We start from the raw sequence: 25,024 nt of genomic DNA on the forward strand, positions 1-25,024 counted from the left end.
GAAATTCAATGATTTAAACAGTCAATAGTAATTATTAAATAAAATCTACTATGAGAACAAAATTATTTTTCTTCGTCATTCTGTTAGTTACATGTTCAGGGTATTCACAGCAAGATGCACAGTATACGCAGTATATGTATAACACAATAAATATAAATCCTGCCTATGCGGGTTCTCGTGGAGCACTTAGTATTTTTGGTCTTTACCGCACCCAATGGGTAGGTCTAGACGGAGCACCAGAAACAAGCAGTTTTTCAGTTAACTCTCCTATAAATAATAGCAGACTGGGTGTAGGAGCTTCATTAGTAAATGACAAAATTGGTCCTACCAATGAGAATAATATTTCAGTCGATGTTTCTTACACAATCCAGACATCTGCCGATTTTAAACTTTCATTTGGTATTAAAGGAACTGCCAATATCTTCAACTTGGATGTAAATAAATTGAATCCTGCAGATCAGGGAGATCCTCAATTTCAAGATTTAAAGAATAAATTTAGTCCCAACGTTGGTGCCGGAGTTTACTGGCATTCAGACAAAGCTTATATTGGTTTATCCGTTCCAAACTTTATCGAAACAAATCGTTATGATGATAATGATGTCGCAATTTATAAAGATAAAATCAATTATTATTTAATGGGAGGTTATGTATTCAATATTGACAAATATGAATATGTAAAATTTAAACCGGCTGTTTTAGCCAAAATGGTTCAGGGCGCACCGCTTCAAGTAGATCTTTCAGCCAACTTTATGTTCTATGATAAATTTATGCTTGGTGCAGCCTATAGATGGAGTGCTTCTTTAAGTGCTATGGTCGGATTTCAAATCACAGACGGACTTTATTTAGGTTATGGGTATGACCGAGAAACCACACACTTAAACAATTATAATTCAGGATCACACGAAATTTTCCTTCGCTATGAATTCTTCTCAAACAAAGGCAAAATGACAACTCCTCGTTTCTTCTAAAAATTAGGTATCATGAAAAACTATACACTACTTTTAATTACAATTATAGGTGCTTTTTCATTTAGCAGTTATGCACAGCAGTCAAAAATAAATAATGCAGATAAAAAATATGACGGTTATGCGTATATCGATGCAATAAAAACCTATGAAAAAGTTGCTGCAAAAGGCTACAAATCTGAAGACATGTTTAAAAAACTGGGAAATGCCTATTACTTCAATTCAGATTTTCAAAATGCAGCGAAATGGTATGGCGAATTATTTGCAATGAACACAAATGTAGAACCAGAATACTATTTTAGATATGCACAATCTTTAAAATCTACTGGTGACATTAACAAAGCCAATAAGCTTCTGGATGAATTTAACGCTATCTCTAAAAATGACAGCAGAGGAAAACTTTACAAAGAAGATGTAAACTACTTGGACCAGATTAAAGCAAATTCTGGGAGGTACCAGATAGAAAACGCGGGTATAAATAGCAGGTACTCGGATTACGGATCGTTTGTTTACAACAACAAAATATATTTTGCGTCGGCGCGTGACACGGGAAATTTTTCTCAGCGCAAGCACAAATGGACAGGCGAATATTTCACCAACATTTACGATGCCGATCTGGATTCTGCCACTGGAAGCGCATCAAAAGTAAATAAATTTAAATCGGCTATCAATACCAAATTCCATGAGGCATCTCCTGTGTTTACCAAAGATGGGAAAACAGTTTATTTTACCAGGAACAACTATACTGATGGAAAAAAAGGAAAAGACGAAAAGAAAGTTACCTTAATCAAACTTTACAAAGCAGAGCTGGGAAAAGATAATAAATGGACCAATATTACCGAGCTTCCTTTCAATAGCAATAACTATAGTACGGCTCACCCAGCTCTTAGTCCAGACGAAAAAACACTGTATTTTGCTTCTGATATGCCAGGATCAATTGGTGAGTCAGATATATATAAAGTCAGCATAAATCCAAATGGTGGATATGGACCACCAGAAAATCTCGGAAATAGCATTAATACGGAAGGGAAAGAAACATATCCTTATCTGACCAGCGAAAACGAGATTTATTTTGCATCTGACGGACATCCAGGTTTAGGAGGTTTAGACGTTTTTGTGGGTAATATTGACAATAACGGAAAAGTAAGCAATATTCAAAATGTCGGAGCAGATGTCAATTCTCCAAAAGATGATTTTGCTTATATCATTGATCCCGAAACAAGAAGAGGATTTTTCTCTTCCAATAAAGATGGCGGACAGGGTTCTGATGATATCTATAAATTCTTAGAAACCAGAAGACTCAGATGTGTTCAGGAATTATATGGTGCCATAACAGATGCTGAAACTGGAGCTGTGCTTCCTGGGGCAAAAGTTACTTTATATGATGATCAGATGAATCTTAAAAACTCTGCCGTTGCAGATGGTTCCGGACTTTATTCCTTTGCTGTAGAATGTGGAAAAACATATTATGTCAGAGCCGAAAAACCTGAATATACAACCAGAGAGTTAAGCGTTACGATTGAAAAAACAAGCGGTAAAACAAACTTGCCAATTGCACTGGAAAAAGCAACCTGCAAAGTTACGGTGGGCGATGATTTAGGAAAATGTTTCGGAATTAAAATGATTTATTTCGATTTGGATAAATCTAACATTAGAACCGAAGCGGCATTGGATTTAGAAAAAATACTAGCTGTTCTAAACGATTATCCTAATATGAAACTGGACATTCGTTCACACACAGATAGTAGAGCCTCTCATCAATACAACGAAGCCTTATCTGACCGAAGAGCAAAATCAACTATACAGTGGCTGGTAAAAAATGGAGTTTCTCCTAAACGTCTAACTGGAAGAGGATACGGAGAAACAGAACTTGTAAATAAATGTGCTGATGGTGTTCCATGTACCGAAGAAGAGCATCAGGCCAATAGACGAAGCGAATTTATCATCACTGCTTTATAATCTTAACAATAGTCAAGTCAAACAAAAAAAGCTGCTCAAAAGCAGCTTTTTTTTATTTAAAAAGTCGTTGTAATTCTATGAATCACAACGACTTCTAAAAAACCAACCTGTTCAATAAATCTTTAAAGCTTAACAAAAATGTTAGTATAATATTTTTTTCCTGTAGCTGGATCTGTCGTCACAGACAATCCAAAATGAGTAAAATCTCCTTCTATATTTTCTTTGTGACCTGGACTATCTAACCAAGCTTTTAAAGCCGCTTCGGGAGTTTTATAATTGTAGGCAACATTCTCCCCTACTTTCTTTGCACCCAAAACACTAGTCATATTACTAGATCTTGCTACAAAATCGTTATGATCCACAACATTATTCGCAATCATATATTTATTATGCTCTTCGCATTTAAATGATATATGATTAACTCTTTCCAAGGCTTTTAAACTAATACTCACACGGTATTCGTTTATCAGTCTCATTGTTTCTATTTCAGTATCGTTGTATGTGTAATTTGTAACAAGCGTTTCTGTTGGAGTAGCAGTATCCAAACTTGCTTCGGCAGAATCAGCAGAACATGCGTTCATTGCGACTAAAATCGCAATGAACAACATGGTGCGCGTAATCTTTTTCATAATCATCAGCATTTTAGCGGTTTAAAGTAAATGTTGGGGCAAATCCTTTAAATTTATCTTTGAATAAATATCATTTGCAATTTTATATTTCAAACGTATTCAATTTACCGTTAAAGTGCAAAAATAATCGATGAAATGCATTTATTTCGTATTTTTACCTATAAAATTCCTACGTAAAAATACTTTTACGAAGATAATCTTTCAATCTTCCAAGAAAAATCTGACTGGCTAGTATAACGAATTCGATCATGAAGTCTATTTGGTCTTCCTTGCCAGAATTCTACTTGAAGCGGAGTCACAATATAACCGCCCCAATTTTCTGGTCTCGGAATTGGTTTTCCTTCAAATTCAGTTTCTAGTTTTTTTAAGTTTTCTTCTAAGAATGTTCTTGACGGAATCACTTCACTCTGATGAGAAACAATCGCTCCAAGTTTACTGCCATCAGGACGAGAATCAAAATAATTATCCGAAATAATCTCAGAAGTTTTCTGTGCAATTCCTTTAATGATAACTTGACGTTCCATCTCCTGCCAAAAAAATGACAGACAAATATTTGGATTTGCTTCTATTGCTTTTCCTTTCTCTGAATTATAATTGGTATAAAATATAAAACCTTCCTCAGAAAATTTCTTCAATAAAACCACACGAGACTTCGGAAAACCATCTAATCCAATTGTCGAAACCGTCATAGCATTCACCTCACCACTTCCACCAAAATCTTCCACTTCATGAAACCATCGGTTAAAAAGATTAATCGGATCCTCAGGAATATTCGTTTCTAACAACTCACTTTTCTCGTAAGATTTTCTATAATTACTTAAATCGTTCATGATTTATTATTTTAGATTATTGACTTTAGATTTTAGATTTTTTGTTTCAAGTTTCAAGTTTCAGGTTTCAAGTTTGTCAGGCTGAGCGGAGTCGAAGCCCACGTCTACAAAGCAAGTTCTGCTTAAAAAAAGCACTTCGACTCCGCTCAGTGTGACAACAATTTTCAAAACTTAGAACCTTAGCATCTTAGTATCTTAGCAACTTTAAAGATCAAAACTCACCCCATCATCTGCCAAAAGCACGTTCGGAAAAACTTCTTCTGCTTCTTTCTTAAAAGGTTCTATTCCATCGTATCGCGTTGAATAATGCCCTAAAATAAGTTGTTTTACGTTTGCCTTCAAAGCGATATTTGCCGCTTCTTTTGCTGTGGAATGCAGTGTTTTTTCTGCCAATCTAGCTTCAGATTCCAAAAATGTCGATTCGTGATACAAAATATCAGTATTCTGTATAATTGGAATTATTTCTTCGTTATAAACCGTATCAGAACAAAAGGCATAACTTTTTGCTGGCGGTGGGTCAAAAGTAAGTTTTTCGTTTTCAATTACAGTTCCGTCGTCAAGCGTAATATCTCCGCCGTTTTTGATTTTCTGATAATAAGCAACATGAATATTATAACGCTGAACAGCTTCTACATTTAATTTTCTTTCGTCTGGTTTTTCTTGAAAAAGATAACCATTGGTATAAACTCGATGCTTTAACGGAATTGTTTTCACAATGACCTTTTTGTCTTCAAAAATAACTTCACTTTCTTTCGATTCTAATTCATGGAAAAACAAAGAATAAGTTGTCCATGATTCTGTCAATTTTAATTGAAGCAGAATCAATTCTTTAATTCCTTTTGGACCATAGATATGCAAATCTGTGGTTCTGCCTAAAAGTGAAAAAGTCGAAATTGTTCCTATTAATCCATATAGATGATCCCCATGAAGATGCGAGATAAAAATGTGATTGATTTTTGAGAATTTAATCTTATTCTTTCGAAGCTGAACTTGAGTACCTTCTCCGCAATCAATCAAAAACAATCTGTTTTTAATGTCTAAAACCTGTGAAGTCGGATTTGTAAGCGTTCTAGGAGTTGCGGCATAACAGCCAAGTATAGTTAATTTCAATTTTATTGTTTATTCGTTTATTTGGTAAATCGTTTAATCGGTTAAAATTAATCAATTCGATTAAACGGTTAAACGAATAAACAATTAAACCAATATTAAAATCCGAGGTCTCTTTCGATTTCTTCCATTTCGATGATGTCGTGAGCTTCTAAAAGAGAAGGAACTACAACCAATTTATCTGAAATAGCATTAAAATCAAGATCAGTTGCTACAATTACAAACGATTTTTTTGCTTTTTTCTGAACTTTAGAAAGCGGTAAAAAAGCTTTTAAATCATTTTCAGAAATATTAGAATCAGCTGATAAATCGATTATAATATTTTGTTTTTCAAAGGTTTTAAATTGTTGCGTTACTTTTTCCAAGAAAGCATTTACATCTCCTTGCGTATCTTTAATCGTAACGGTATGTCCTTTTTGATCTACTTTCATTTTATAATGTATAGGGCTTATATTTACTATGCTAATTTAATAAGTTTTTTTTGTTGTTTCAAGTTTCATGTTCGAAGTTTCAAGTTTGTCAGGCTGAGCGGAGTCGAAGCCCATGTTTGCAAAGCAACTCTGTTTTCAAAAGCACTTCGACTCCGCTCAGTGTGACACTTGTTTCTAAACTGATCACTAAAAAACTGAACACTGAATACTTAATCTATTGAATCTTAGAAGCCAGCAAATAAATAACCGCCATTCTAATCGCTACACCATTCTCTACCTGATTCAAGATTACCGAATGATCAGAATCTGCCACTTCAGAAGTAATCTCTACTCCTCTGTTGATTGGTCCTGGGTGCATGATTACAATTTCTTTTCCTAGCGAATCCAAAAGCGGTTTATCAACTCCGTATTGTTGTGCGTACTCACGTGTCGATGGGAAGAAATTCACATCCATACGCTCATTTTGTACACGAAGCATATTCGCTACGTCACACCATTCTAAAGCTTTTCTTAAATTCGGTTCAACTGTAACTCCAAGAGATTCAATATATCTCGGAATCAATGTTTTTGGTCCGCAAACTTTTACTTCTGCGCCTTGCATCTGCAAAGCATATATGTTAGACAAGGCAACTCTCGAATGCAGAATATCACCTACAATAACTACTTTTTTTCCTGCAACATCTCCCAGTTTTTCTCTGATAGAATAGCTGTCCAATAAAGCCTGAGTTGGGTGCTCGTGTGCTCCGTCTCCAGCGTTAACGATGCTTGCTTTGACATTTTTAGATAAAAAATAAGCCGCTCCGGGATTAGAGTGGCGCATTACAACCATATCTACTTTCATTGAAAGGATATTGTTTACAGTATCAATCAAAGTTTCTCCTTTTTTAACCGATGATTGAGCTGCAGAAAAACTGATCACATCAGCAGATAAACGTTTCTGCGCTAATTCGAAAGAGAGTTTGGTTCTGGTACTGTTTTCGAAGAAAATATTGGCAATGGTAATATCTCGTAATGAAGGAACTTTTTTAATTGGTCTATTAATGACTTCTTTAAAATGATCTGCCGTTTCAAAAATCAGGTTAATATCATTCTCATTGATATATTTGATTCCTAATAAATGATCTACGCTTAATTCTTTCATTGTGTGTGTTTATATGTTTAATCGTTGAATTGTTTAATCGTTTTTTTAATGTTTAACCGTTTATTTGTTTAATTGTTTAATCGTCTGCTTTGCGATTTAACGGTTCAACTAATTTTAAAATTTGTTAAATTATTTAATCGAAATAAATCGATTAAACAATTAACCGATTACACGATTAACCAAATTTAATTCGTCACTAGGTGAACAACATCTTCACCATCATTTTCTTTCCAGCTTACAATTACTTTTTCGCCATTAATAGCATCTACCTGACGGCCTCTGTAATCGGGTTGAATTGGCAAATGACGGCTGAAACGTCTGTCAATTAAAACCAATAACTCAATTTCTGAAGGTCTTCCAAAAGATTGAATGGCAGTTAAAGCAGAACGAATGCTACGTCCAGTAAACAAAACGTCATCTATAAAAATGACTTTTTTGTCTTCGACTATAAAATTGATTTGGGTTTTATTGGCTTCAAGCGGTTTATCAGTACGACGGAAATCATCTCTAAAAAAAGTGATGTCCAGATATCCTAAAGAAATTTCAGGAACGTTGTATTCGTTTTCTAATATTTGTTTTAAACGTTCAGCTAAAAAAACGCCTCTTGGCTGAATTCCAACTAAAATAGTTTCAGAGAAATCAAGATGTTTTTCGATTAACTGACAAGCCAAACGATGGAGTATGATAGTAACTTCTTTAGAATTAAGTAATACTTTTTGACTCATAAGTGATTGTAATGTTTGGTTGGGCAAATATACGGAATCTGATTTTATTTGTTGGGGTGATGTAATTACAAATATTTTTTGATTTTAAAAATTGCTTTAAAAACCAAAAAAAACATCAATATTTAACAAAATAAAACTTATTTCAATATTCTTTTACCTAAAAAACTATATTTTAGCCTGAAAAAACATTCACACATTATTAGAAGAATATGCCAGACTTAGATACACATTTAAAAATTCTTAGGTGTCCACATTGCTCTGTTGACAATCCAAATCTATCATCTTTAATAAATGAATTCCAAACTCGTGCAGATAATGGCTTAAACATTAGAGCTTGGAGAATATATTCCTGTGCTAGATGTGGAGGAGTTGTTACAGCATATTGTAAACCACCTCATAGAAATGTGCACGAAATATATCCAAATATTGAATCGGTAGATTCAAATCTACCTCTAAAAGTAAAAACATATTTACAACAAGCTATAGACAGTACATTCGCTCCTTCTGGATCTGTAATGCTTTGCGCCAGTTCAGTAGATGCAATGTTAAAAGAAAAAGGGCTTATTACGGGAAGTCTATATGCTAGAATAAATACTGCTGTACAGAATGGCCTTCTAACTCCTGAAATGGCTACTTGGGCCCACGAAATCAGACTCGATGCTAATGACGAAAGACATTCTGATATGGATTCTGAGTTACCAACAGTTGATGATGCAAAAAAAGCAATTGCATTTACCCAAACATTAGCTGAATTTTTATTTATTTTACCTTTAAAAGTAAGTAGAGGAATTGAATCATCAAGAAGCTAAGAAGTGATTCTATCATTCTGTTATGTTATTCTTTTCTTATTTGAAAAATTTTGCGATAGACGTTTTAAAAGAGTCTATCAACATTTAACAGAACAATTATACTAAACATACCATTAAAATTAAAGATATTAAAGATGAAGGTAATAGATGATTTCATAAAACAGTATAACAAAGAATTCGATTACTATCAAAAATTATCTCAAATTATTGCAGCTAAAATTGAAGATCAACTTTTCAAACGTGGAATTAAGGCTATTGTTACTCATAGAGCTAAGAAGCCCGATAGATTAAAAGACAAGTTAATAAAACGGAATGATGAAAAAAAATACAAAAATATCCTAGAAATCTTTCAAGATATCGTAGACTTAGCTGGAATTAGAGTTTCATTATATTTCCCGTCAGACAGAGAAATTTTAGATGAAATTGTAAATGAAATATTTTACGTTGAAAAAAAGAAAATTTTCCCAGAAGCTCATACTCCAAAATATACTAAACGCTTTTCCGGATATTGGGCAACACACTACAGAATTAAACTCAAACCAGAAAATTTAACGAAAAGGTACGGAGACACCATAGCAGAAATACAAATAGCTTCAGTCTTAATGCATGCATGGTCAGAAGTTGAACATGATTTGGTTTACAAACCTTTTTCAGGAGATTTATCTAAAGAAGAATTAGCAATTTTAGATGAAATCAATGGCCTTGTATTAACTGGTGAAATTGCATTAGAAAGATTACAATCTGCAATGGCTGAAAGAACAAAGAAAACTAATGATATTACAGATCGATATGAATTAACAAATTTTCTATTAAATACGATTGACAAAAATTATTCTAAAAAATTAAAATTAGGAGACACTTACCTTTTGAATAATTATTTGAATACCGAAAAAAAATTAGACACAAAAGATTTTAATAATTATATTAATTTGATTGATCTTAATTCAGAAGATACAGTTACAGACCAATTATTAAATATGCTTCTTGTAGAATATTACGACACAGAAAAACCTAACTTGAAAAATTATTTTAAAAATTTGAATCTCTCTGAAAAGAAAGCTTCTGGATTTGAATCTTTTGTAAAATGTTGGGTCATTTTAGAAAAAGCAGGAAAAGAATTTCTAACTAATGAAGAAATTGAATCAAGAAAATATTTAATTCCTAATTTATCTATTCTGAAAGATAAAAAAATACTTTCAACACGAGAATTCAATCAACTGCAGTCATTACGAAAAGTAAGAAACAATCTATTACACGGTATTGAGACTCCAACTGAAAATTATCTGATGGACAGTTATAAATTATTGCATCAACTTACAGAAAAAGTTATCGATAAGATACCAAACAAAACAACAAGCAAAAAATTAAAAACAGAATTAAGCAATCTTTAAAACTTCCTAAATCAACTTACAAAACGTATGAATTATTCCTCAAATTTAAAATCATATATAATAGATAATAAGAAATCCTAAAACATTTCCAAAAAATTCTATAACACATTTTCCTGATTCCTGAAGTAATTTTAAATATCAATTTAAAACATCAGAAGTCATGCAAAATAAAATACTAAGATTGTTAATGGTATTTGTAATACTGTTTTCATTTACAAGTTGTGAAGTTATTGGAGACATTTTTAAAGCCGGAATGGGATTCGGGATTTTTATCGTAATTTTTATTATTGCGATTATTATCTGGATTTTCGCTAAAATGTTCGGAAGCAAATAGTAGTAAAATAAACAAATAAAAAATCCTAAATTCCAATTTTTATAGCGGGATTGTTTTTTTGCCACAAATTACACAAATTAGCACAAATTTAATTCGTGGAAATTCGTGTAATTAGTGGCTATATTTTTTTTTAACACATAGAAACATAGTTTTTGGAATCGCAGAAAGGCGTTTCACTTTTTTTTCAAAAAACATAGCTATATGAAAGAAATATATTTCTTTTTTGGAGTTCTTATTCGTACTTAATTCGACACTAAAACTATGTGTTTAAAATTACACCCCAATAAAAAATCCCAAACTCCAAGTTTTAATTTGGAATTTGGGATTTTAATATATTGGAATTTTAAATTTTAAAGATTGTACATCTTCTTTCTTTGTTCTTGAATTTTTTCATCATCAAGATATTCGTCAAATGTCATGTAACGGTCGATAACTCCGTTTGGCGTCAGCTCTACGATTCTGTTACCAACAGTTTGCGCGAATTCGTGGTCATGTGTTGTGAAAATTACAGAACCTTTAAAGTTTTTCAATGAGTTGTTGAAAGCTGTAATAGACTCCAAATCTAAGTGATTTGTTGGCTCGTCTAACATTAAAACGTTTGCACGCTCCATCATCATTCTTGACAACATACAACGCACTTTTTCTCCTCCAGATAAAACTCTAGATGTTTTAAGAGCTTCTTCTCCAGAGAAAATCATTTTCCCTAAGAAACCTCTAATGAATACCTCATCACGCTCTTCTTCCGTTTTTGCATACTGACGTAACCAGTCAACTAAAGTCAAATCGTTTTCAAAATATTTGTGGTTTTCAGCTGGCAAATACGCTTGGTTGGTTGTAATTCCCCAATCAAAAGTTCCTGCGTCTGCTTTTTGTTCTCCGTTTAAGATTTCGTAGAAAGCAGTTGTAGCACGTGAATCTTTAGAGAAAAGAACGATTTTATCGCCTTTTGCCATATTCAAGTTAATATCTTTGAATAAAACTTCTCCATCTACAGAAGCCGCTAAGTTTTCTACATTCAAAATCTGGTCTCCAGCTTCACGATCCTGATCGAAAATAATCGCAGGGTAACGACGGCTAGAAGGTTTGATTTCGGCAATGTTTAATTTCGAAATCATTTTTTTACGAGAAGTCGCTTGTTTCGATTTCGCCACGTTTGCACTAAAACGACGAATAAATTCTTCCAACTCTTGTTTCTTCTCTTCTGCTTTTTTGTTTTGCTGTGCACGCTGTTTTGCCGCTAATTGGCTAGACTCGTACCAGAACGTATAGTTTCCTGAGTAGTGATTGATTTTTCCGAAATCAATATCAGAAATATGCGTACAAACCGCATCCAAAAAGTGACGGTCGTGAGATACAACGATTACAGTGTTTTCGTAATTTGCCAAGAAGTTTTCTAACCAAGCGATTGTCTCGAAATCCAAATCGTTGGTAGGCTCATCCATAATCAGCAAATCAGGATTTCCGAAAAGCGCCTGCGCCAAAAGCACACGTACTTTCATTTTTCCTTCCATATCTGCCATTAAAGTATAATGATCTGCTTCTGTGATTCCTAAGTTAGATAACATTGCTGCCGCGTCAGAATCGGCGTTCCATCCGTTCATTTCTTCAAACTGAACTTGTAACTCCCCTATTCTGTCTGCATTAGCATCATTATAATCTAAATAAAGTTCATCCATTTCTTTTTTAACAGCGTACAGAACTTTATTTCCCATTAAAACGGTTTCCAAAACAGTATGTTCGTCGAACATGTTGTGGTTCTGGTTTAAAACCGACATACGTTTTCCCGGCTCTAAATGAATGTGTCCAGAAGTTGGGTCGATATCGCCCGAAATCACTTTTAAGAAAGTAGATTTTCCAGCACCATTTGCTCCGATAACTCCGTAAATATTTCCATGAGTGAAAGTTGTATTTACTTCATCAAATAAAACTCTTTTACCAAACTGAACTGATAAATTATTGACTGTTAACATGAATGTCTTTTTAATTAATTTGGTGCAAAAGTACGGAAAAAGGTTCAGAGTTGCAAAGAGGCAAAGGTTCAAAGTTTTTTATGCTGGTGAGGGGTTCTCGCAGAGGCGCAAAGGCGCAGAGAAAAAACTTTCCACAAAAAATAAAACCATATAAGTGATATAAGTTCATTTAAACTAAACTTATAATTTCTGCTATAAGAAAAAAAACTTATAATCTCTTACATGAGCTTATATGGTTAAAAAAACTACATTTTACTTTCTTTCGCTAAAGCCACTTCAAGACTCTCAAAATTAGGAAGCACTTTTGCAATCACTCCTTCTTTGTTTAGAATAAAATGTGTTGGAAATGAATTCAACTGCAAAGCATTATTCATATATTCTTTCATATCTGGAATTACAGAATATGAAAGTGGTTTTCTAGCTAAGAATGTTTTTAATTGTTCTGCTGAATCTTCGGCCAAACTCATAAAAATAATGTCTTTTCTGTCTTTATATTCTTCAACTAATTTGTTGACTTGAGGAAATTCTCTGATGCACGGCGTGCAGTGAATGTACCAGCATTTTATCACAATAATTTTTCCCTTCATGGATTCGTTGGTTACCAAATTTCCGTTTAAATCCTTAAAAGAAAATTGCGGAAAAGCGGTTCCTTCCATTTTATAGTTTTTATAAGCATCAAAACCAATTTGATTGATTGTCGCTTTTATACTTGTATCTGTTTTTGGTAAAATTTTAAAAAGCTTATAAACATATGCGCTTTCTTCAGATTTTAATCGAATTGGAATATAGTTTTCATTTGCCAATTTATCTAGAAAAATTTCTTTTGAGATTTCTTTAGAAGACGAATCAAGTGCAGTGAAATCTCTGGAAAGCATAATTCCTTTATTATAAACCGACCATTGCTCGTAAGTCTTTTGGATTTGAATGGGATCTACTTCTGGATTTCCGAATTTGTTTTGAGCAAAAGAAGTAACGAAAATTAAAAAAGCGATTATAATAGGAAATATTTTTTTCATGAAGTTTTATGCGATAATTGTAAATTCAAAAGTACGGATTTCTTTTTAACCGCGAAGTTCGCAAAGGATTTACGCAGAGTTCGCAAAGGGTTTCTCGCTCCCGATAGCTATCGGGACTGCAGATTTTTTTCTAAAATCTTTCATTATGAAACAAATATGTGTCACAATAAAAATAGTAATTCTTTAGATTTGGCAAAAAACAAGATAATGATTACAAATAATTTTTCAATCGAAATGGAAACTAAATTAAACGATTTCTTTACAGACAAAATTGATTATAAAGAAATGGCAAAAATGATACGCGAAGTCAATAATGTACTTTCGTTATCAGTTATGAGAAAATGCGAAACGATAGAATCGGGAATAAAGAATGTCGATGATAATTTTTATTGGCTTAATCAACTTGCAGAAGTTTTAGATCCTTATTTAGAGGCATAAAAAATGTTTTAGCCATAAAAAAACCTGGCAACAAAAATTGCCAGGTTCATAATGCGCTACATGAGGCAAAAACCAAATAACAAATTACCTCACTTCACAGCATTTAAGAAATAAAAATTAGGTTAAAAAATAAATAACCAAACTCAATTTTAACCGTCCCAATTTTCTTATTTCTAAATTTTCAATCCTTTTATTTTAGTTTAAAAAGTTCATTACTTTCAATGACTTTTTGTGTCCTGATTTATTGGTTACAATCACAACAAAAATCTGTTTACTGGCAAAACTTGGGCTGTTAAGCAGCACTTCTTTATTGTTTTGAATGTTTCTGTGGCTTGTAACATTCTGCCCTATCGTATTGAATACGTCAACTTGAGCAATTTCTTCTGTTTCATTAGAAACCGATAAAGTATTGTTTCTAAAATAAGCCACAGTCGTATTGCTATCAGCCGTTATATCTTCTACAGCCAATGTTTTAGCCGTAGCTTGCGATGCAAAATAAGCTGCATACGCTTTAGACAATTCAGATGAATTACCGCAAGAAGAGGCATCCCAGTTTACAGACCAAGTCATTAAACCTCTTAAAGAAGGATATGGCCCGCCTGGCTGCATAGTATAGGTTCTTCCAGAGAAATTGGTTCCGTTTCTTAAATAGTCCATAGCGTTAATTCCTTCTGTAGGAGTTAGATATCCGCTACCTGCTGCACTCGGACAAGCTGGTAATGCAATAAGAACTTTTGAAGCTGGCAATCCATCAAAATGCATTCCTGTTGAAGCAATGTTATACCCTTTTATGATCATATCAGTCAAGGCAGTAACCATGTTTGCTTTCTTAGCTGTACCATAATATTGACCGTCTAATCCGTTTTCTCCTCCTGTATTATACAATTGCACTGCTAACAAATCCAATTCGTTACGCAAGTTTTGAATAATTGGCAAGAACGAACCGAAAGTATCAGTATAAGTAGTATATCCTCCTTGTACATATTGTGTTTCTGGAGCTGCAGTTAACAAGAATCCAGGACCATAGTATGCTTTTAATTCTTTGAAAGCATCTACTACGTTTTTCAATCTCGGATAAGCAGAAATACCTGCATAAGAAATATCTCTTAAACCTCCTGCGCTAAAATTCATAGATCCGCCTTCAAAATCAATATCAACTCCATCAAATTGGTACTCATCAATAATGGCTTTTAAACCATTAACGAAAATATTTTTCTGAGTTACATTTTCCAGAACAACATGTCCATTTTGACCACCAATAGAAACAATAACTGGAACACCGCTATCTCTTAATGTTTTGATATCATTTTTCAACAATTGCTTATCGAAAACACCATTGGTCAAATATCTAGCGTCATTTGTAGTTAGTATTGGTGTATAACCATCACGATTAACGGTTTCTACGAAAGCATAATCGACTACATTAAATTTGCTTCCCTTTATTTGAGAAAAATATAAGAATGGAGCTGCAGTATTTTCCCAAGAATGCGCATACCCTAAAATAATTTTAGATGGAAGCGGTATGAATCTATTACCACTTATTGTAGCAATTTTAATGGTATTGTTTAAAGTAGTCACAGCAGCTTTATTATCTGTTGCTTTGATTACAATTGGATAATCCTGATAAGCAGTTGGCGTAAAATTATACGTATAAGTATTATTTGTACCTGCTGTCATATTAAATGTTCCTCCATTTATGGTAATAGTAACACCAGAAACTGATCCGTCGCTGTCAACCGCTGTAACTGAAATTGGAACAGCTTGGAAAGAGCTTTGGTATATTGTAGTATTCGACGGTGAATTCCAAGTAATTACAGGCAATGTATTTGGACAGTTTGCACCCGAACAAGTTAATGTAAAACTATAGGTTTTTGAATCTGTTGTTCCGTTTGATGCAGTAGCCGTAACGGTTAACGTATGAGAAACTCCAAACTGATTTGCTGCTGGCGTCCAAACCGAAGTATAAGTTCCAGAAGAATTGGTAGCACTTATCGTTTGTCCGTCTAAACTAAATACAACAGATGAGATTGTTGTAGCATCTGCAGCGCTTAATCCTACACTTGCAACAAAATTAATTGATGATCCTAAGTTTATAGCTATCGCAGAAGCTGTTGGTGCTGTAATAGCAACAACTGGCTTAGTCACAACCGTAGTTTGTGTATTAAAATTATAAATTGTTGGCGTTGTAGGAACAGCAAAGTTTGCTAGATTATTTGGATAATAAGCTACTTCTCCGTTTTGCCATGAATTTAATTTCAAGCTTAAAATCTGATTATAACCTGCTACAACTGAATTATCGAAAGTATAATTTCCTGATGCATCTGTTGTCGCTAGAACGCTTTTCCAGTTGTGCGTGTTATCTGTCCATGGTAAAACGATTTCGACTTTTGCATTCGCTACAGGCGTTGAACCATTTTTTACAGTTCCGCTGATTAAGTTTGTAGCTGCTGCCAACGCTGTTTTAGCCGTTGAGCTTGTATTGAAATTATAAACTGTTGGAGTCGCAGGAATTGCAAAGTTGGCTAAATTATTTGGGTAATAAGCCACTTCTCCATTTTGCCAAGAATTTAATTTCAAACTCAAAGCCTGTGTATAACCATCTATAACTGAATTGTCAAAGCTGTATTTTCCTTGTGCATCTGTTGTTGCCAAAACGCTTTTCCAATTGTGGTTATTATCTGTCCAAGGTAAAACCAATTCTACTTTTGCGCCAGCAACAGGAATTGTTCCGTTTTTAACTGTTCCACTAATTTTACTTGTAGTTGTTACAACATCTTGAGTAAAATTCAATGTTTTATTAGCATTCAAGTTAGAATAAACTGTAGATGCTGGTGTAAATGTTTGACCTGTTAAAGCAGCCGTTACGGTATAATTTCCGCCAGAAGCTAAAGTCAATGAATATGCTCCGCTTGCATTAGTCGTTGCTGTAACATTTCCTGCTGTAGATGATGCAGTAACTGTTACACCAGAAACTGGAGTTGTTCCGTTAAGAACCGTTCCGCTTACAGTGTACGTTACCACTGCTGCTCCTTGAGTAAAATTAAGCGTTTTGTTTGCATCAATTGCATTGTAAACTGTTGAAGCCGGTGTATAAGAGAATCCAGATTTTGCAGCAGTAACGGTAAAGTTTAAACCTGCTGTTAATCCTGCTACGCTATAAGCTCCACTCGCATTTGAAACTCCTGTCAAAGTTGTGCTTCCAGAAACTGCAGAAACTGTAACACCAGAAACTCCTGTTGTTCCGTCTAGAACCGTTCCGCTTACTGTGTAAGTTGGTTGAGTTCCGTTGATTGTTACTCCAGTCTGATTAACTGTAACATTCGTTAAACTAACAGGAACAAATGTATAACTTGCTTTTACTGCTGTAAGCGAATAATTTTGTCCTGAAGTTAAATTATTGAAAGCAAAGTTTCCTGTAGTAGAAACTACTGTTTGAATTACTGCATTGCTTGCATTTCGCAATTCAACTGTAACGTTTGTAACTAAAGTTGCTCCATTTTTAACAGAACCAGAAATACTAACTGTTCCCGGAACAACGCTTCCAAAAGAAGTATCAACTTGGTTTAATAATGAATTTGGAATTGAGCCTCTTGTATCTTGAGACAATTCCCAAATCATACCTCCTGCTAAATTTTTAGATTTTATATATTGCACCTTTAAATCCATTGACTGTTTATCTTCATAAGAGATAAATTCTTTGGTAGTAGCATTATATAAGTAAGGAACTTTAGTAGTATTGTCAAAATAACGAACCCATCCAGCAGAAGCTGCAGAAGGTGTTACCATCATAGTATTTGGATCTAAGTAAGGATGTGAATTGGTAACTGGATTTCCTACTAAATCGCAGATTTCGATACTTCCTGATTTTTCACAAGCTCCAGAACCATCCCATGTACCTGTTGGGTTTTGCGGATTTGTACATCCACCAACTATATATCTTGGTGCTGAAACAAACAATCCGTTTGTTGAATTTGCGGCAACGTTATCGAATTTTTTTCCGTAGAAAGGCAATCCCATAATTAATTTATTGGCAGGAAAACCAATTACATTCAAATATTGATTTGTTAATTCGTCTAATGATTCTGATTGCGTTGCGCCATACAACGGGTCATTAGGGTTTCCGCTTGCATATAAAGGTGCGTTGTAACAAGTTTTATCGTACCAGTTACCGCCAAAATCATATCCGAAATAAGTGATATAGTCACAATAAGTCGAAATATCTTCTGTCATTCCGTATTGTGCTCTGTTGTTTGGCCCTAAATACTGTTTAGAAACATTTCTAACATTGTTTCCAGCTGCAATTGTAACCAATTTATTTGGCATTGCCTGACGCATAGCTTTCAATAAAAGCACTAAATTTTTATTGTCGTCTGGGCTATATTTTTGTGGAGGAACAGGCGCACCATTTACTATTTCTGTACCGTCAGTTCCGCCAGAAAGTGGATATTCCCAGTCGATGTCGAAACCATCAATAAACGGATATGTAGTAATGAAGTTTGCCATGTCTGCTGCTAAAGCCGCTCTTGCTACAGGACTTGCAGCAATTGGAGAAAGATCTTGACCTTTTGTCCAACCTCCCACAGAGATTAAAATTTTTAAATGCGGATACTTTTCTTTCAATTTCATTAAATCATAAAAGTTTCCTTTTACTGGTGCATCCCACGGAATTCCACCTTCCATATGCTCAAAATCAGCATAAGTGTCTAAACATTTTAATTTTGTATTCTCAGGATGGGCAGGATCATAAGTAGTCCCATAAAAAGAATAATTTAAATGCGTCAATTTACTTCCATCAATCTTCGGAACATTAAAATCCCGAGCATAGATAGACCATTGCGCATAATACCCTACTACTTTTTTTCCGTGGGCCGGTTGAGCCAACGCAAGTAAGGGAAACAGTAACAAAAAGAGCAATCTGTAATAATGTTTCATAGTTAATAAATATTTAGTTAATAGAAAATAAGTAATTGGACACAGCAGCTTTTAGCTTCTGGGTTTCGCTCAACTGCAGGTTGGAAGGCTGCGGTCGATTGGAAATAAACTCAAATTAAATTCTATAGATAAATATTACTATTACTGATTCATACATAATCATTAGCAAATAGTAGTGACTGATATTTATTTATAATTTTTAAAAAATTAATGTTAAATACAAATGATAAATTTGGGACTACTCATCAATCTATACTCTTTTATTGTCATGTTTTGTGGTATTCTTTCTATTTGGTTTTTAAAAGGTTAATACTCCGTTATTGGTTATTTTTTTTAAAAATTTTTACTGATTATTTCTGATGTGTTTGTTCTAAAAATTCAAAGTTGTCATTGTAATTACCCCTGCCATAAATATGGCAGAGATAATTATCACTCTAAAAAAACATTAGTAACTCAAAAACGTACTAAATACTAATTCAAATCCAACTCTAAATTAATTTCTTTAAACTCTCATAAACAGACAGTTCTACATCTGCATGATCTTTTGTATTGCATTGTTCAATCAATTTTTTCAGATCTGCAGGCGCTAAAGTTGATTTATTATCTAAAACCAATAATAATTCCTGAGAAGCATCATTTAATTTTTTAGATAATGGTAATATTGGCTGCACCAACGGTGCGTTATTGCTTAATTCTGTTAATCCTTTATGAACTGCAATCCATTTTGTAAAAAATGCAGCTACTTTGGCTTTATTGTCTGCCGATTTATTTGTTAAATATTGATTTACAGCTGCGTCAAATGCAAGAGCATCTTTTGCGTCTGGCCCGCAAGCGTCTGCAAACAAGGTAAATGGAGAATACATTTGATACTCTGTTCCCCCTTTATTTCGAGTATATCCTTTCAATGGTTCGCTTACATTAGAGAATTCTTCCAATGATTTGATATCTTGATTGTTTGCAATGTTTCTTAAAATCACATCTTTATTACGAATATGTGTAATGCCCAATTCTTCTAATCTAAAAGAAATATTCTCTAAACGTTTGCGCATATTCTCAACATCTACTACATCTTCTGCCGACCATAATCTTTCTGCAATTGCAGCAGTTCTTGGCCAAATTCTAGAATCAATAGTTGTTGGGGTAACCAACTCTGTCCACATTGTAGCTTCTCCCCCTAAAATTCTTGCTTTTTCGTCGCTAGTTAAATTAGCTCCTTTTGGCATTGGGTCATTTAGGTAATGGCTTGCGATTGGATACATTAAATCGATATAATATCCATTTGATAAAACGGTTTTGTATCCTTTTTTAACGGCATCTACAAGAGATTGTCCAGCTGGCATTCCTTCATTTGGACCTCTCCAAGAATGCACAATGGCTTCTTTAGATAAATTTTTGGTTAAAATTTCTTCCCAACCCATTAATTGTTTTCCGTGTTTCTTTAACATCGGTGCCAATTGCATCGTGAAATACGTTTGCAGTTCGTGGTTGGTTTTTAAATTATGTTTCTTTTTGAATTCTTGAATTTTAGGGTTTGCATCCCAGTCTTTTCCTTCGTTTTCATCTCCTCCAATATGGAAATAAGCGCCAGGAAACAACGGACAAACCTCATCAAAAACTTCGCTTAAAAGCTGGTATGTTTTAGGATTTGAAGGATCTAATGTTGGCGAAAAAATCCCAGCATTTCTTTCAATTCCATAGGTAGCAATTGCTGTACCTTGAATATTTTTTTCGGATGTTCCTCCTGTCAGCGTAATCGCTTTGCTTCCAATTTCTGGATAAGCTGTTAAGATTGCAGATCCGTGACCCGGAACATCTATTTCTGGAACAATTAAAATACCGCGCTCATCGGCATATTTTACGATATTTTTAATTTCCTCTTGTGTGTAATACATTCCATCCGAAGCTACTTGCGTAAATCTTGGATGTTTTTTCATTTCAATTCTCCAGCCTTGATCGTCAACCAAGTGCCAATGAAAAACATTCATTTTCATTGCTGCCAATGCATCAATATTTCTCTTAACTACATCAATTGGCTGAAAATGTCTTGAAACATCCATCATTAAACCTCTCCATGTAAATCTTGGGAAATCTGAAATTTTTGAAGCTGGAAAATAAAATGTTTTTGAATTGTTTTGAAGCATTTGCAATAATGTCTCTAAACCATGCAAAGCTCCTAAATCGCTTGAAGCGTTTAGAGTAATTTTGTTTGAAGTGATGTCCAAATGATAACTTTCGTCTTCGTACAAACCAATTTTACCGCTTTTGGTACAATTGATCTGTAATTCCGCATTTGGAACTTCATTTAATTTTTCAATAAAACCTTGCTCGAAAAATATACCTGTTCTACCATCTAAACGGCGCAAAAAACGAGTTACTCCTCCAAAAATTCTTGGATTTGGATTTCCAGTAATGTTTACTTTAAAATTTTTGCTTAAATTAAAATTACCTTCATTAATAACAACATTCTGAGGCCAAGGCATAAGATTCAGCTGCTCTTTCTGGACTTGAGCACCTGCAGATATGCCAGCAAATAATAGTACAAATAGATATTTCATTTTTCTTTTTTTTTTGGTTGGATAGTTTTTAATAAGTATCCAAAATTTATATAAAAAAACAAAACTCAGAATGATTCCAGCTTTTACCTCACTTTCGCAATGAGATCAATCTGAATTTTGCTATTTGATTCATTATAAAATGAATCGGAAAAAAATTTTAGTAGTCAAAACGCTTAAAGGCTTCAATCGCTTCATACTCAGCCAAACCTAATTCATCGTATAATATGGCTGTGTTTTTGTTCCGATCTTCTGCCCTAACCCAGAATTCACGAGAGTCATTTCCTTGAAACATCACTCTATCTTTTTGAGACTGGTGGTGTAAAATGGCATGACGTTTCAATAAAACTTCTGATGGACTTAACGGAACGGCCATATCTATTTCATGAATATCCCATTCGTGCCAAGCGCCTCTATAAAGCCACAACCAACAATCATCCATGTATGGTTCTGATTTAAGTTCTTTTAACGCGGCAAAAATGGCATTTAAACAAACTTCATGAGTTCCGTGAGGATCTGCAAGATCTCCAGCAGCAAAAACCTGATGTGGTTTTATCCTCGCAATGATATCTTTTACAATAGCAATATCTTCTGGTCCTAAAGGATTCTTTTTAACTTGTCCTGTTTCATAAAAAGGAAGATCTAAAAAGTGGGTATTCTCATCTTTTAATCCGATGTATCTTGTTGCTCCGTAAGACTCTCTTCTTCTAATTAATCCTTTTAGTTTTCTTACTTCTAAAGAATCAATCTGATTTTCGGATTTATTATTTAAAAACTCGATAACCGATTTGAAATTGATATCAGCTTGACCATCCCCGATAAAATCACTGGCAACTTCTGCAAATTTTAGTGCTTCATCATCTGAAACGGCAATATTTCCTGAAGTTTGGTACACCACATGAACATCGTGTCCTTGCTTGATTAATTTAGAAAATGTTCCTCCCATAGAAATCACATCATCATCTGGGTGCGGACTAAAAAGTATTACTCTCTTCTTAGCCGGATTTGCCCTTTCTGGACGAAATGAATCATCTGTGTTTGGTTTTCCTCCTGGCCAACCGGTAATAGTGTGCTGTAAGATATTAAACATGTTAATGTTCATATCATAAGCAGAACCTTCTTGAGCCAAAAGATCAGACATTCCGTTATTGTTATAATCGCGGTCTGTCAATTTTAAGATAGACTGTTTTGTTTTTTGGCATAACCAAACAATCGCTTTACTTTTTAATTCAGGTGTCCAAAGGCATTCGCCAACTAACCAAGGCGTTTTGAAACGCGTTAATTCAGATGCTGCTGACTGATCTAAAACAAAAGTTGCATTTGGGTGATTCTGTAAAAATGTAGCCGGAACTTCTGAACTGATATCGCCTTGAATAGTTCTTTTGATAATATCTGCTTTATTCTGTCCCCAAGCCATCAAAACAATACGTTTTGATCTCAGAATAGTCGAAACTCCCATTGTTATGGCACGTTTCGGCACATTATCAATACCATTAAAAGCTGATGAAGCATCGACTCTTGTGATATGATCCAAAGTGATAATTCTTGTTCCTGAATTAATATGCGAACCTGGCTCATTAAACCCTACGTGTCCTGTACGTCCAATTCCTAATAACTGAAAGTCAAGGCCACCAGCGTTTTTAATATTCATTTCATAATCGATACAGTATTGATTAATTTCATCAATTGCCACTGTACCATCAGGAATATTAATATTTTCAGGTTTAATATCAATATGATTAAAAAGATGCTCATACATGAAATAATGATAGCTCTGATTATTCTCCTTAGTCATCGGATAATATTCATCCAGATTAAAGGTGATTACATTGCTAAAACTAAGTCCTTCTTCTCTGTGCATTCTCACTAGTTCCTCATAAACTTTGATCGGAGAAGAACCTGTTGCCAAACCTAAAACACAAGATTTATTTTTTTCCTGCTTAGATCTAATAAGCTGCGCAATTTCCTGTGCTACAATTACAGAAGCTTCAATAGAACTTTTGAAAATCTCGTTATGAATTTTTTCAAAACGTGTTTCTTCAAATTTTCCAGCGCTTTTATAACTGATATCAGGTTTTATTTCTAAAGCACTTTTCATTTTTTTCTTTTTTGTAGTAGTTACCATCATGGTTTTAAGATATGGTATAGACAGCTTTCGCCATCTATACCATACTACTAACCAAACTTAATATCCCATTTTTTTAGAAGTTCACTCCAGTATCCCACCAAAGTCTTGTTGCACCGTTATCTGGTCCACCTAACTTAGCAATACCAGTTGCAACTCCATCTTTGTTTCCAGCAATTTCAGATGCCACGAAATTTACTCTTCTAACACCCAACTGAGAGCTAATAACTCCGTTACTTGTGTTATTTGTGATTGGGAATAATTTTGGATATCCAGTTCTTCTCCACTCAGTCCAAGCCTCTTGTCCGTCAGGGAAAACAGCAATCCATTTTTGAGTAATAATTTTTTGAAGTTTAACTTCATTAGAAGCACCAGCTTCCCAAGCTACAGTCACATTATTAACAGCAGCAGCATTATTTGTTGCATCAAGTGGGTCAACATAAGCTTTTGGCAATGCTGTACTAGTTTTGTATGTTGATGAAGAAACTCCAAACTGCTCGAAAGAAGCTGTGATTCCTGCCTCATATAAAGATTGAACATCACTTCCCATATTCCATCCTCTCAAAGCTCCTTCCGCTCTTAAAAAGAAAACCTCAGCAGTAGATAAGAAAACAGTTTCTTTTACATTTATAGCTTCTCCAACTTTAGAAAAATCTTTACGAGCTGCTTTTGTAGCTCCATCTGGAGCAACTGGTAGAACAATTCCTGTTCTAATTCCTTTATATTCTCCTGGATATTTAACTGAAACAGCGAAATATTTTGATAGTCTTGGATCATTATATCCTACTAAGATAGATTCCATATCTGCTGACATGTTGATATCTTCATAACTATTACTATTTCCATATACAGGATTTGTAAAGTCACTTAAGAAAACGAAACTATCGTCTTTTGTAAGCATTACACCATATTTCTGAGAAATAGATTTTTCAGCTTGTTCTTTGGCTACTGCTGGAGCTTTTACAGCTAATCGCATTGCTAATCTTAAACGAAGAGAATTCGCAAATTTTACCCATTTAGAATAGCTTCCTCCATATTTAGAAAAATCAGCTTTAGTAATAATTGAGCTTTCACCAGAATCTGCTGCTTTACTTAAAGTTACAATCGCCTCATCAAGATCTGCAAACATCTGCGTGTACACTTGCTCTTGTGAATCGTATTCTTTAACAGAAGATTCAGAACTATATTTTGAATACACAATTGGTCCATAAATATCAGTTATTCTATGCATCGCCTCAACTTTTAATATCTGAGACATTGCATATATTTCTGGATATAATCCTTTTGTTTTGGTTTCATGCTCTATTTTTAGAGCATTTGACATTACGTTTGTGTAAGCATCATCCCATGCTCTACCATTCCAACCATTTACAAGATTGTAAGTCATGTTGTTATTATTACTTCCAAATGGGTTTGGAGTAGCCATATAACCTGACCATACATCACCTTGCAAGTTTTGCTGGATTTGATATCCCCACAATGGATCTTGCTCAAAAATAAAATTGAACATTACTTTTGAATAACCTGTGATATTATTAAAATCCTGTGCTAATTGTTCAGCAGTAGAACCTTGAGGATCAGAGTTAATCTCGTCAAAGTTATCAGTACAGCTCATAGCAGCTAATAAGCCTAAGCAGAGAATCGACTTTTGTATATATTTTCTTTTCATG

The 25,024-nt window shown here is 34.1% G+C and carries 18 protein-coding genes; 6 read left to right on the plus strand and 12 right to left on the minus strand.

Translation table 11 applies throughout. The annotated features are described in order from the left end of the window. Positions 1-50: 50 nt before the first annotated feature. Together ACNRYB_RS20020 and ACNRYB_RS20025 are read left to right on the plus strand one after the other, a co-directional pair. The gene (locus ACNRYB_RS20020) at positions 51-968 is read left to right on the plus strand and encodes a PorP/SprF family type IX secretion system membrane protein (RefSeq protein WP_473728480.1); all 918 of its coding nucleotides are present in this window, start codon (positions 51-53) and stop codon (positions 966-968) included. 12 nt (positions 969-980) lie between these two features. Next, positions 981-2,924 carry an OmpA family protein gene (locus ACNRYB_RS20025; protein WP_473728481.1) on the plus strand — a complete coding sequence of 648 codons (1,944 nt, stop codon included), beginning with the start codon at positions 981-983 and terminating at the stop codon, positions 2,922-2,924. A 122-nt stretch (positions 2,925-3,046) separates the two neighbouring features. On the opposite strand, the gene ACNRYB_RS20030 is transcribed toward ACNRYB_RS20025, so the two are convergent. The 6 genes from ACNRYB_RS20030 to pyrR all read right to left on the minus strand — a co-directional run bounded on the left by ACNRYB_RS20030 (position 3,047) and on the right by pyrR (position 7,787). Continuing rightward, positions 3,047-3,553 carry a CAP domain-containing protein gene (locus ACNRYB_RS20030; protein ID WP_473728482.1) on the minus strand — a complete coding sequence of 169 codons (507 nt, stop codon included), beginning with the start codon at positions 3,551-3,553 and terminating at the stop codon, positions 3,047-3,049. Positions 3,554-3,738: 185 nt separating this feature from the next. Then, on the minus strand, positions 3,739-4,383 hold the full coding sequence (gene pdxH, locus ACNRYB_RS20035; RefSeq protein WP_129745749.1) for a pyridoxamine 5'-phosphate oxidase: 645 nt from the start codon (positions 4,381-4,383) through the stop codon (positions 3,739-3,741). 204 nt (positions 4,384-4,587) lie between these two features. Further along, on the minus strand, positions 4,588-5,493 hold the full coding sequence (locus ACNRYB_RS20040) for a ribonuclease Z (protein ID WP_129745748.1): 906 nt from the start codon (positions 5,491-5,493) through the stop codon (positions 4,588-4,590). Positions 5,494-5,588: 95 nt separating this feature from the next. After that, positions 5,589-5,921 carry a hypothetical protein gene (locus ACNRYB_RS20045; RefSeq protein ID WP_008468866.1) on the minus strand — a complete coding sequence of 111 codons (333 nt, stop codon included), beginning with the start codon at positions 5,919-5,921 and terminating at the stop codon, positions 5,589-5,591. A gap of 214 nt (positions 5,922-6,135) precedes the next feature. Next, the gene (locus tag ACNRYB_RS20050; protein WP_057120673.1) at positions 6,136-7,062 is read right to left on the minus strand and encodes an aspartate carbamoyltransferase catalytic subunit; all 927 of its coding nucleotides are present in this window, start codon (positions 7,060-7,062) and stop codon (positions 6,136-6,138) included. A gap of 185 nt (positions 7,063-7,247) precedes the next feature. Next, complete coding sequence (gene pyrR / locus ACNRYB_RS20055; protein ID WP_473728483.1) at positions 7,248-7,787, minus strand: bifunctional pyr operon transcriptional regulator/uracil phosphoribosyltransferase PyrR; 540 nt, start codon at positions 7,785-7,787, stop codon at positions 7,248-7,250. Positions 7,788-7,996: 209 nt separating this feature from the next. Here pyrR and ACNRYB_RS20060 point away from each other — a divergent pair, with 209 nt between their 5' ends. The 3 genes from ACNRYB_RS20060 to ACNRYB_RS20070 all read left to right on the plus strand — a co-directional run bounded on the left by ACNRYB_RS20060 (position 7,997) and on the right by ACNRYB_RS20070 (position 10,321). After that, a complete protein-coding gene (locus ACNRYB_RS20060) occupies positions 7,997-8,596 on the plus strand; it encodes a DUF4145 domain-containing protein (protein ID WP_473728484.1) in 600 nt (199 codons plus the stop codon). Positions 8,597-8,730: 134 nt separating this feature from the next. Then, on the plus strand, positions 8,731-9,987 hold the full coding sequence (locus ACNRYB_RS20065; RefSeq protein ID WP_473728485.1) for a GTP pyrophosphokinase: 1,257 nt from the start codon (positions 8,731-8,733) through the stop codon (positions 9,985-9,987). Between the two features lie 160 nt (positions 9,988-10,147). Next, positions 10,148-10,321, plus strand: a complete 174-nt coding sequence (locus ACNRYB_RS20070) for a hypothetical protein (protein ID WP_008468862.1) — start codon at positions 10,148-10,150, stop codon at positions 10,319-10,321. 350 nt (positions 10,322-10,671) lie between these two features. Here ACNRYB_RS20070 and ACNRYB_RS20075 read toward each other — a convergent pair whose 3' ends face one another. Both ACNRYB_RS20075 and ACNRYB_RS20080 read right to left on the minus strand, forming a co-directional pair. Then, entirely contained in the window at positions 10,672-12,291 is a 1,620-nt protein-coding gene (locus ACNRYB_RS20075; protein ID WP_129745745.1) for an ABC-F family ATP-binding cassette domain-containing protein, read from the minus strand. 245 nt (positions 12,292-12,536) lie between these two features. Beyond that, positions 12,537-13,307 (minus strand): TlpA family protein disulfide reductase, encoded by a 771-nt coding sequence (locus ACNRYB_RS20080; RefSeq protein WP_473728486.1) that lies wholly within the window; start codon positions 13,305-13,307, stop codon positions 12,537-12,539. 207 nt (positions 13,308-13,514) lie between these two features. Between ACNRYB_RS20080 and ACNRYB_RS20085 the strand changes: the two genes are divergently transcribed. After that, positions 13,515-13,745 (plus strand): hypothetical protein, encoded by a 231-nt coding sequence (locus ACNRYB_RS20085; RefSeq protein ID WP_473728487.1) that lies wholly within the window; start codon positions 13,515-13,517, stop codon positions 13,743-13,745. A 195-nt stretch (positions 13,746-13,940) separates the two neighbouring features. On the opposite strand, the gene chiA is transcribed toward ACNRYB_RS20085, so the two are convergent. The 4 genes from chiA to ACNRYB_RS20105 all read right to left on the minus strand — a co-directional run bounded on the left by chiA (position 13,941) and on the right by ACNRYB_RS20105 (position 25,023). Then, positions 13,941-18,677, minus strand: coding sequence for a T9SS-translocated chitinase ChiA (chiA, locus tag ACNRYB_RS20090; RefSeq protein ID WP_473728488.1), 4,737 nt, complete (start codon positions 18,675-18,677; stop codon positions 13,941-13,943). A gap of 488 nt (positions 18,678-19,165) precedes the next feature. Further along, entirely contained in the window at positions 19,166-21,232 is a 2,067-nt protein-coding gene (locus ACNRYB_RS20095) for a beta-N-acetylhexosaminidase (RefSeq protein ID WP_473728489.1), read from the minus strand. Positions 21,233-21,389: 157 nt separating this feature from the next. After that, positions 21,390-23,327 (minus strand): glucosamine-6-phosphate deaminase, encoded by a 1,938-nt coding sequence (gene nagB, locus ACNRYB_RS20100; protein ID WP_473728490.1) that lies wholly within the window; start codon positions 23,325-23,327, stop codon positions 21,390-21,392. Between the two features lie 103 nt (positions 23,328-23,430). Beyond that, the gene (locus tag ACNRYB_RS20105) at positions 23,431-25,023 is read right to left on the minus strand and encodes a RagB/SusD family nutrient uptake outer membrane protein (protein ID WP_473728491.1); all 1,593 of its coding nucleotides are present in this window, start codon (positions 25,021-25,023) and stop codon (positions 23,431-23,433) included. Between the last annotated feature and the right edge of the window lies 1 nt (position 25,024).

Source organism: Flavobacterium sp. CR10, assembly GCF_055814415.1.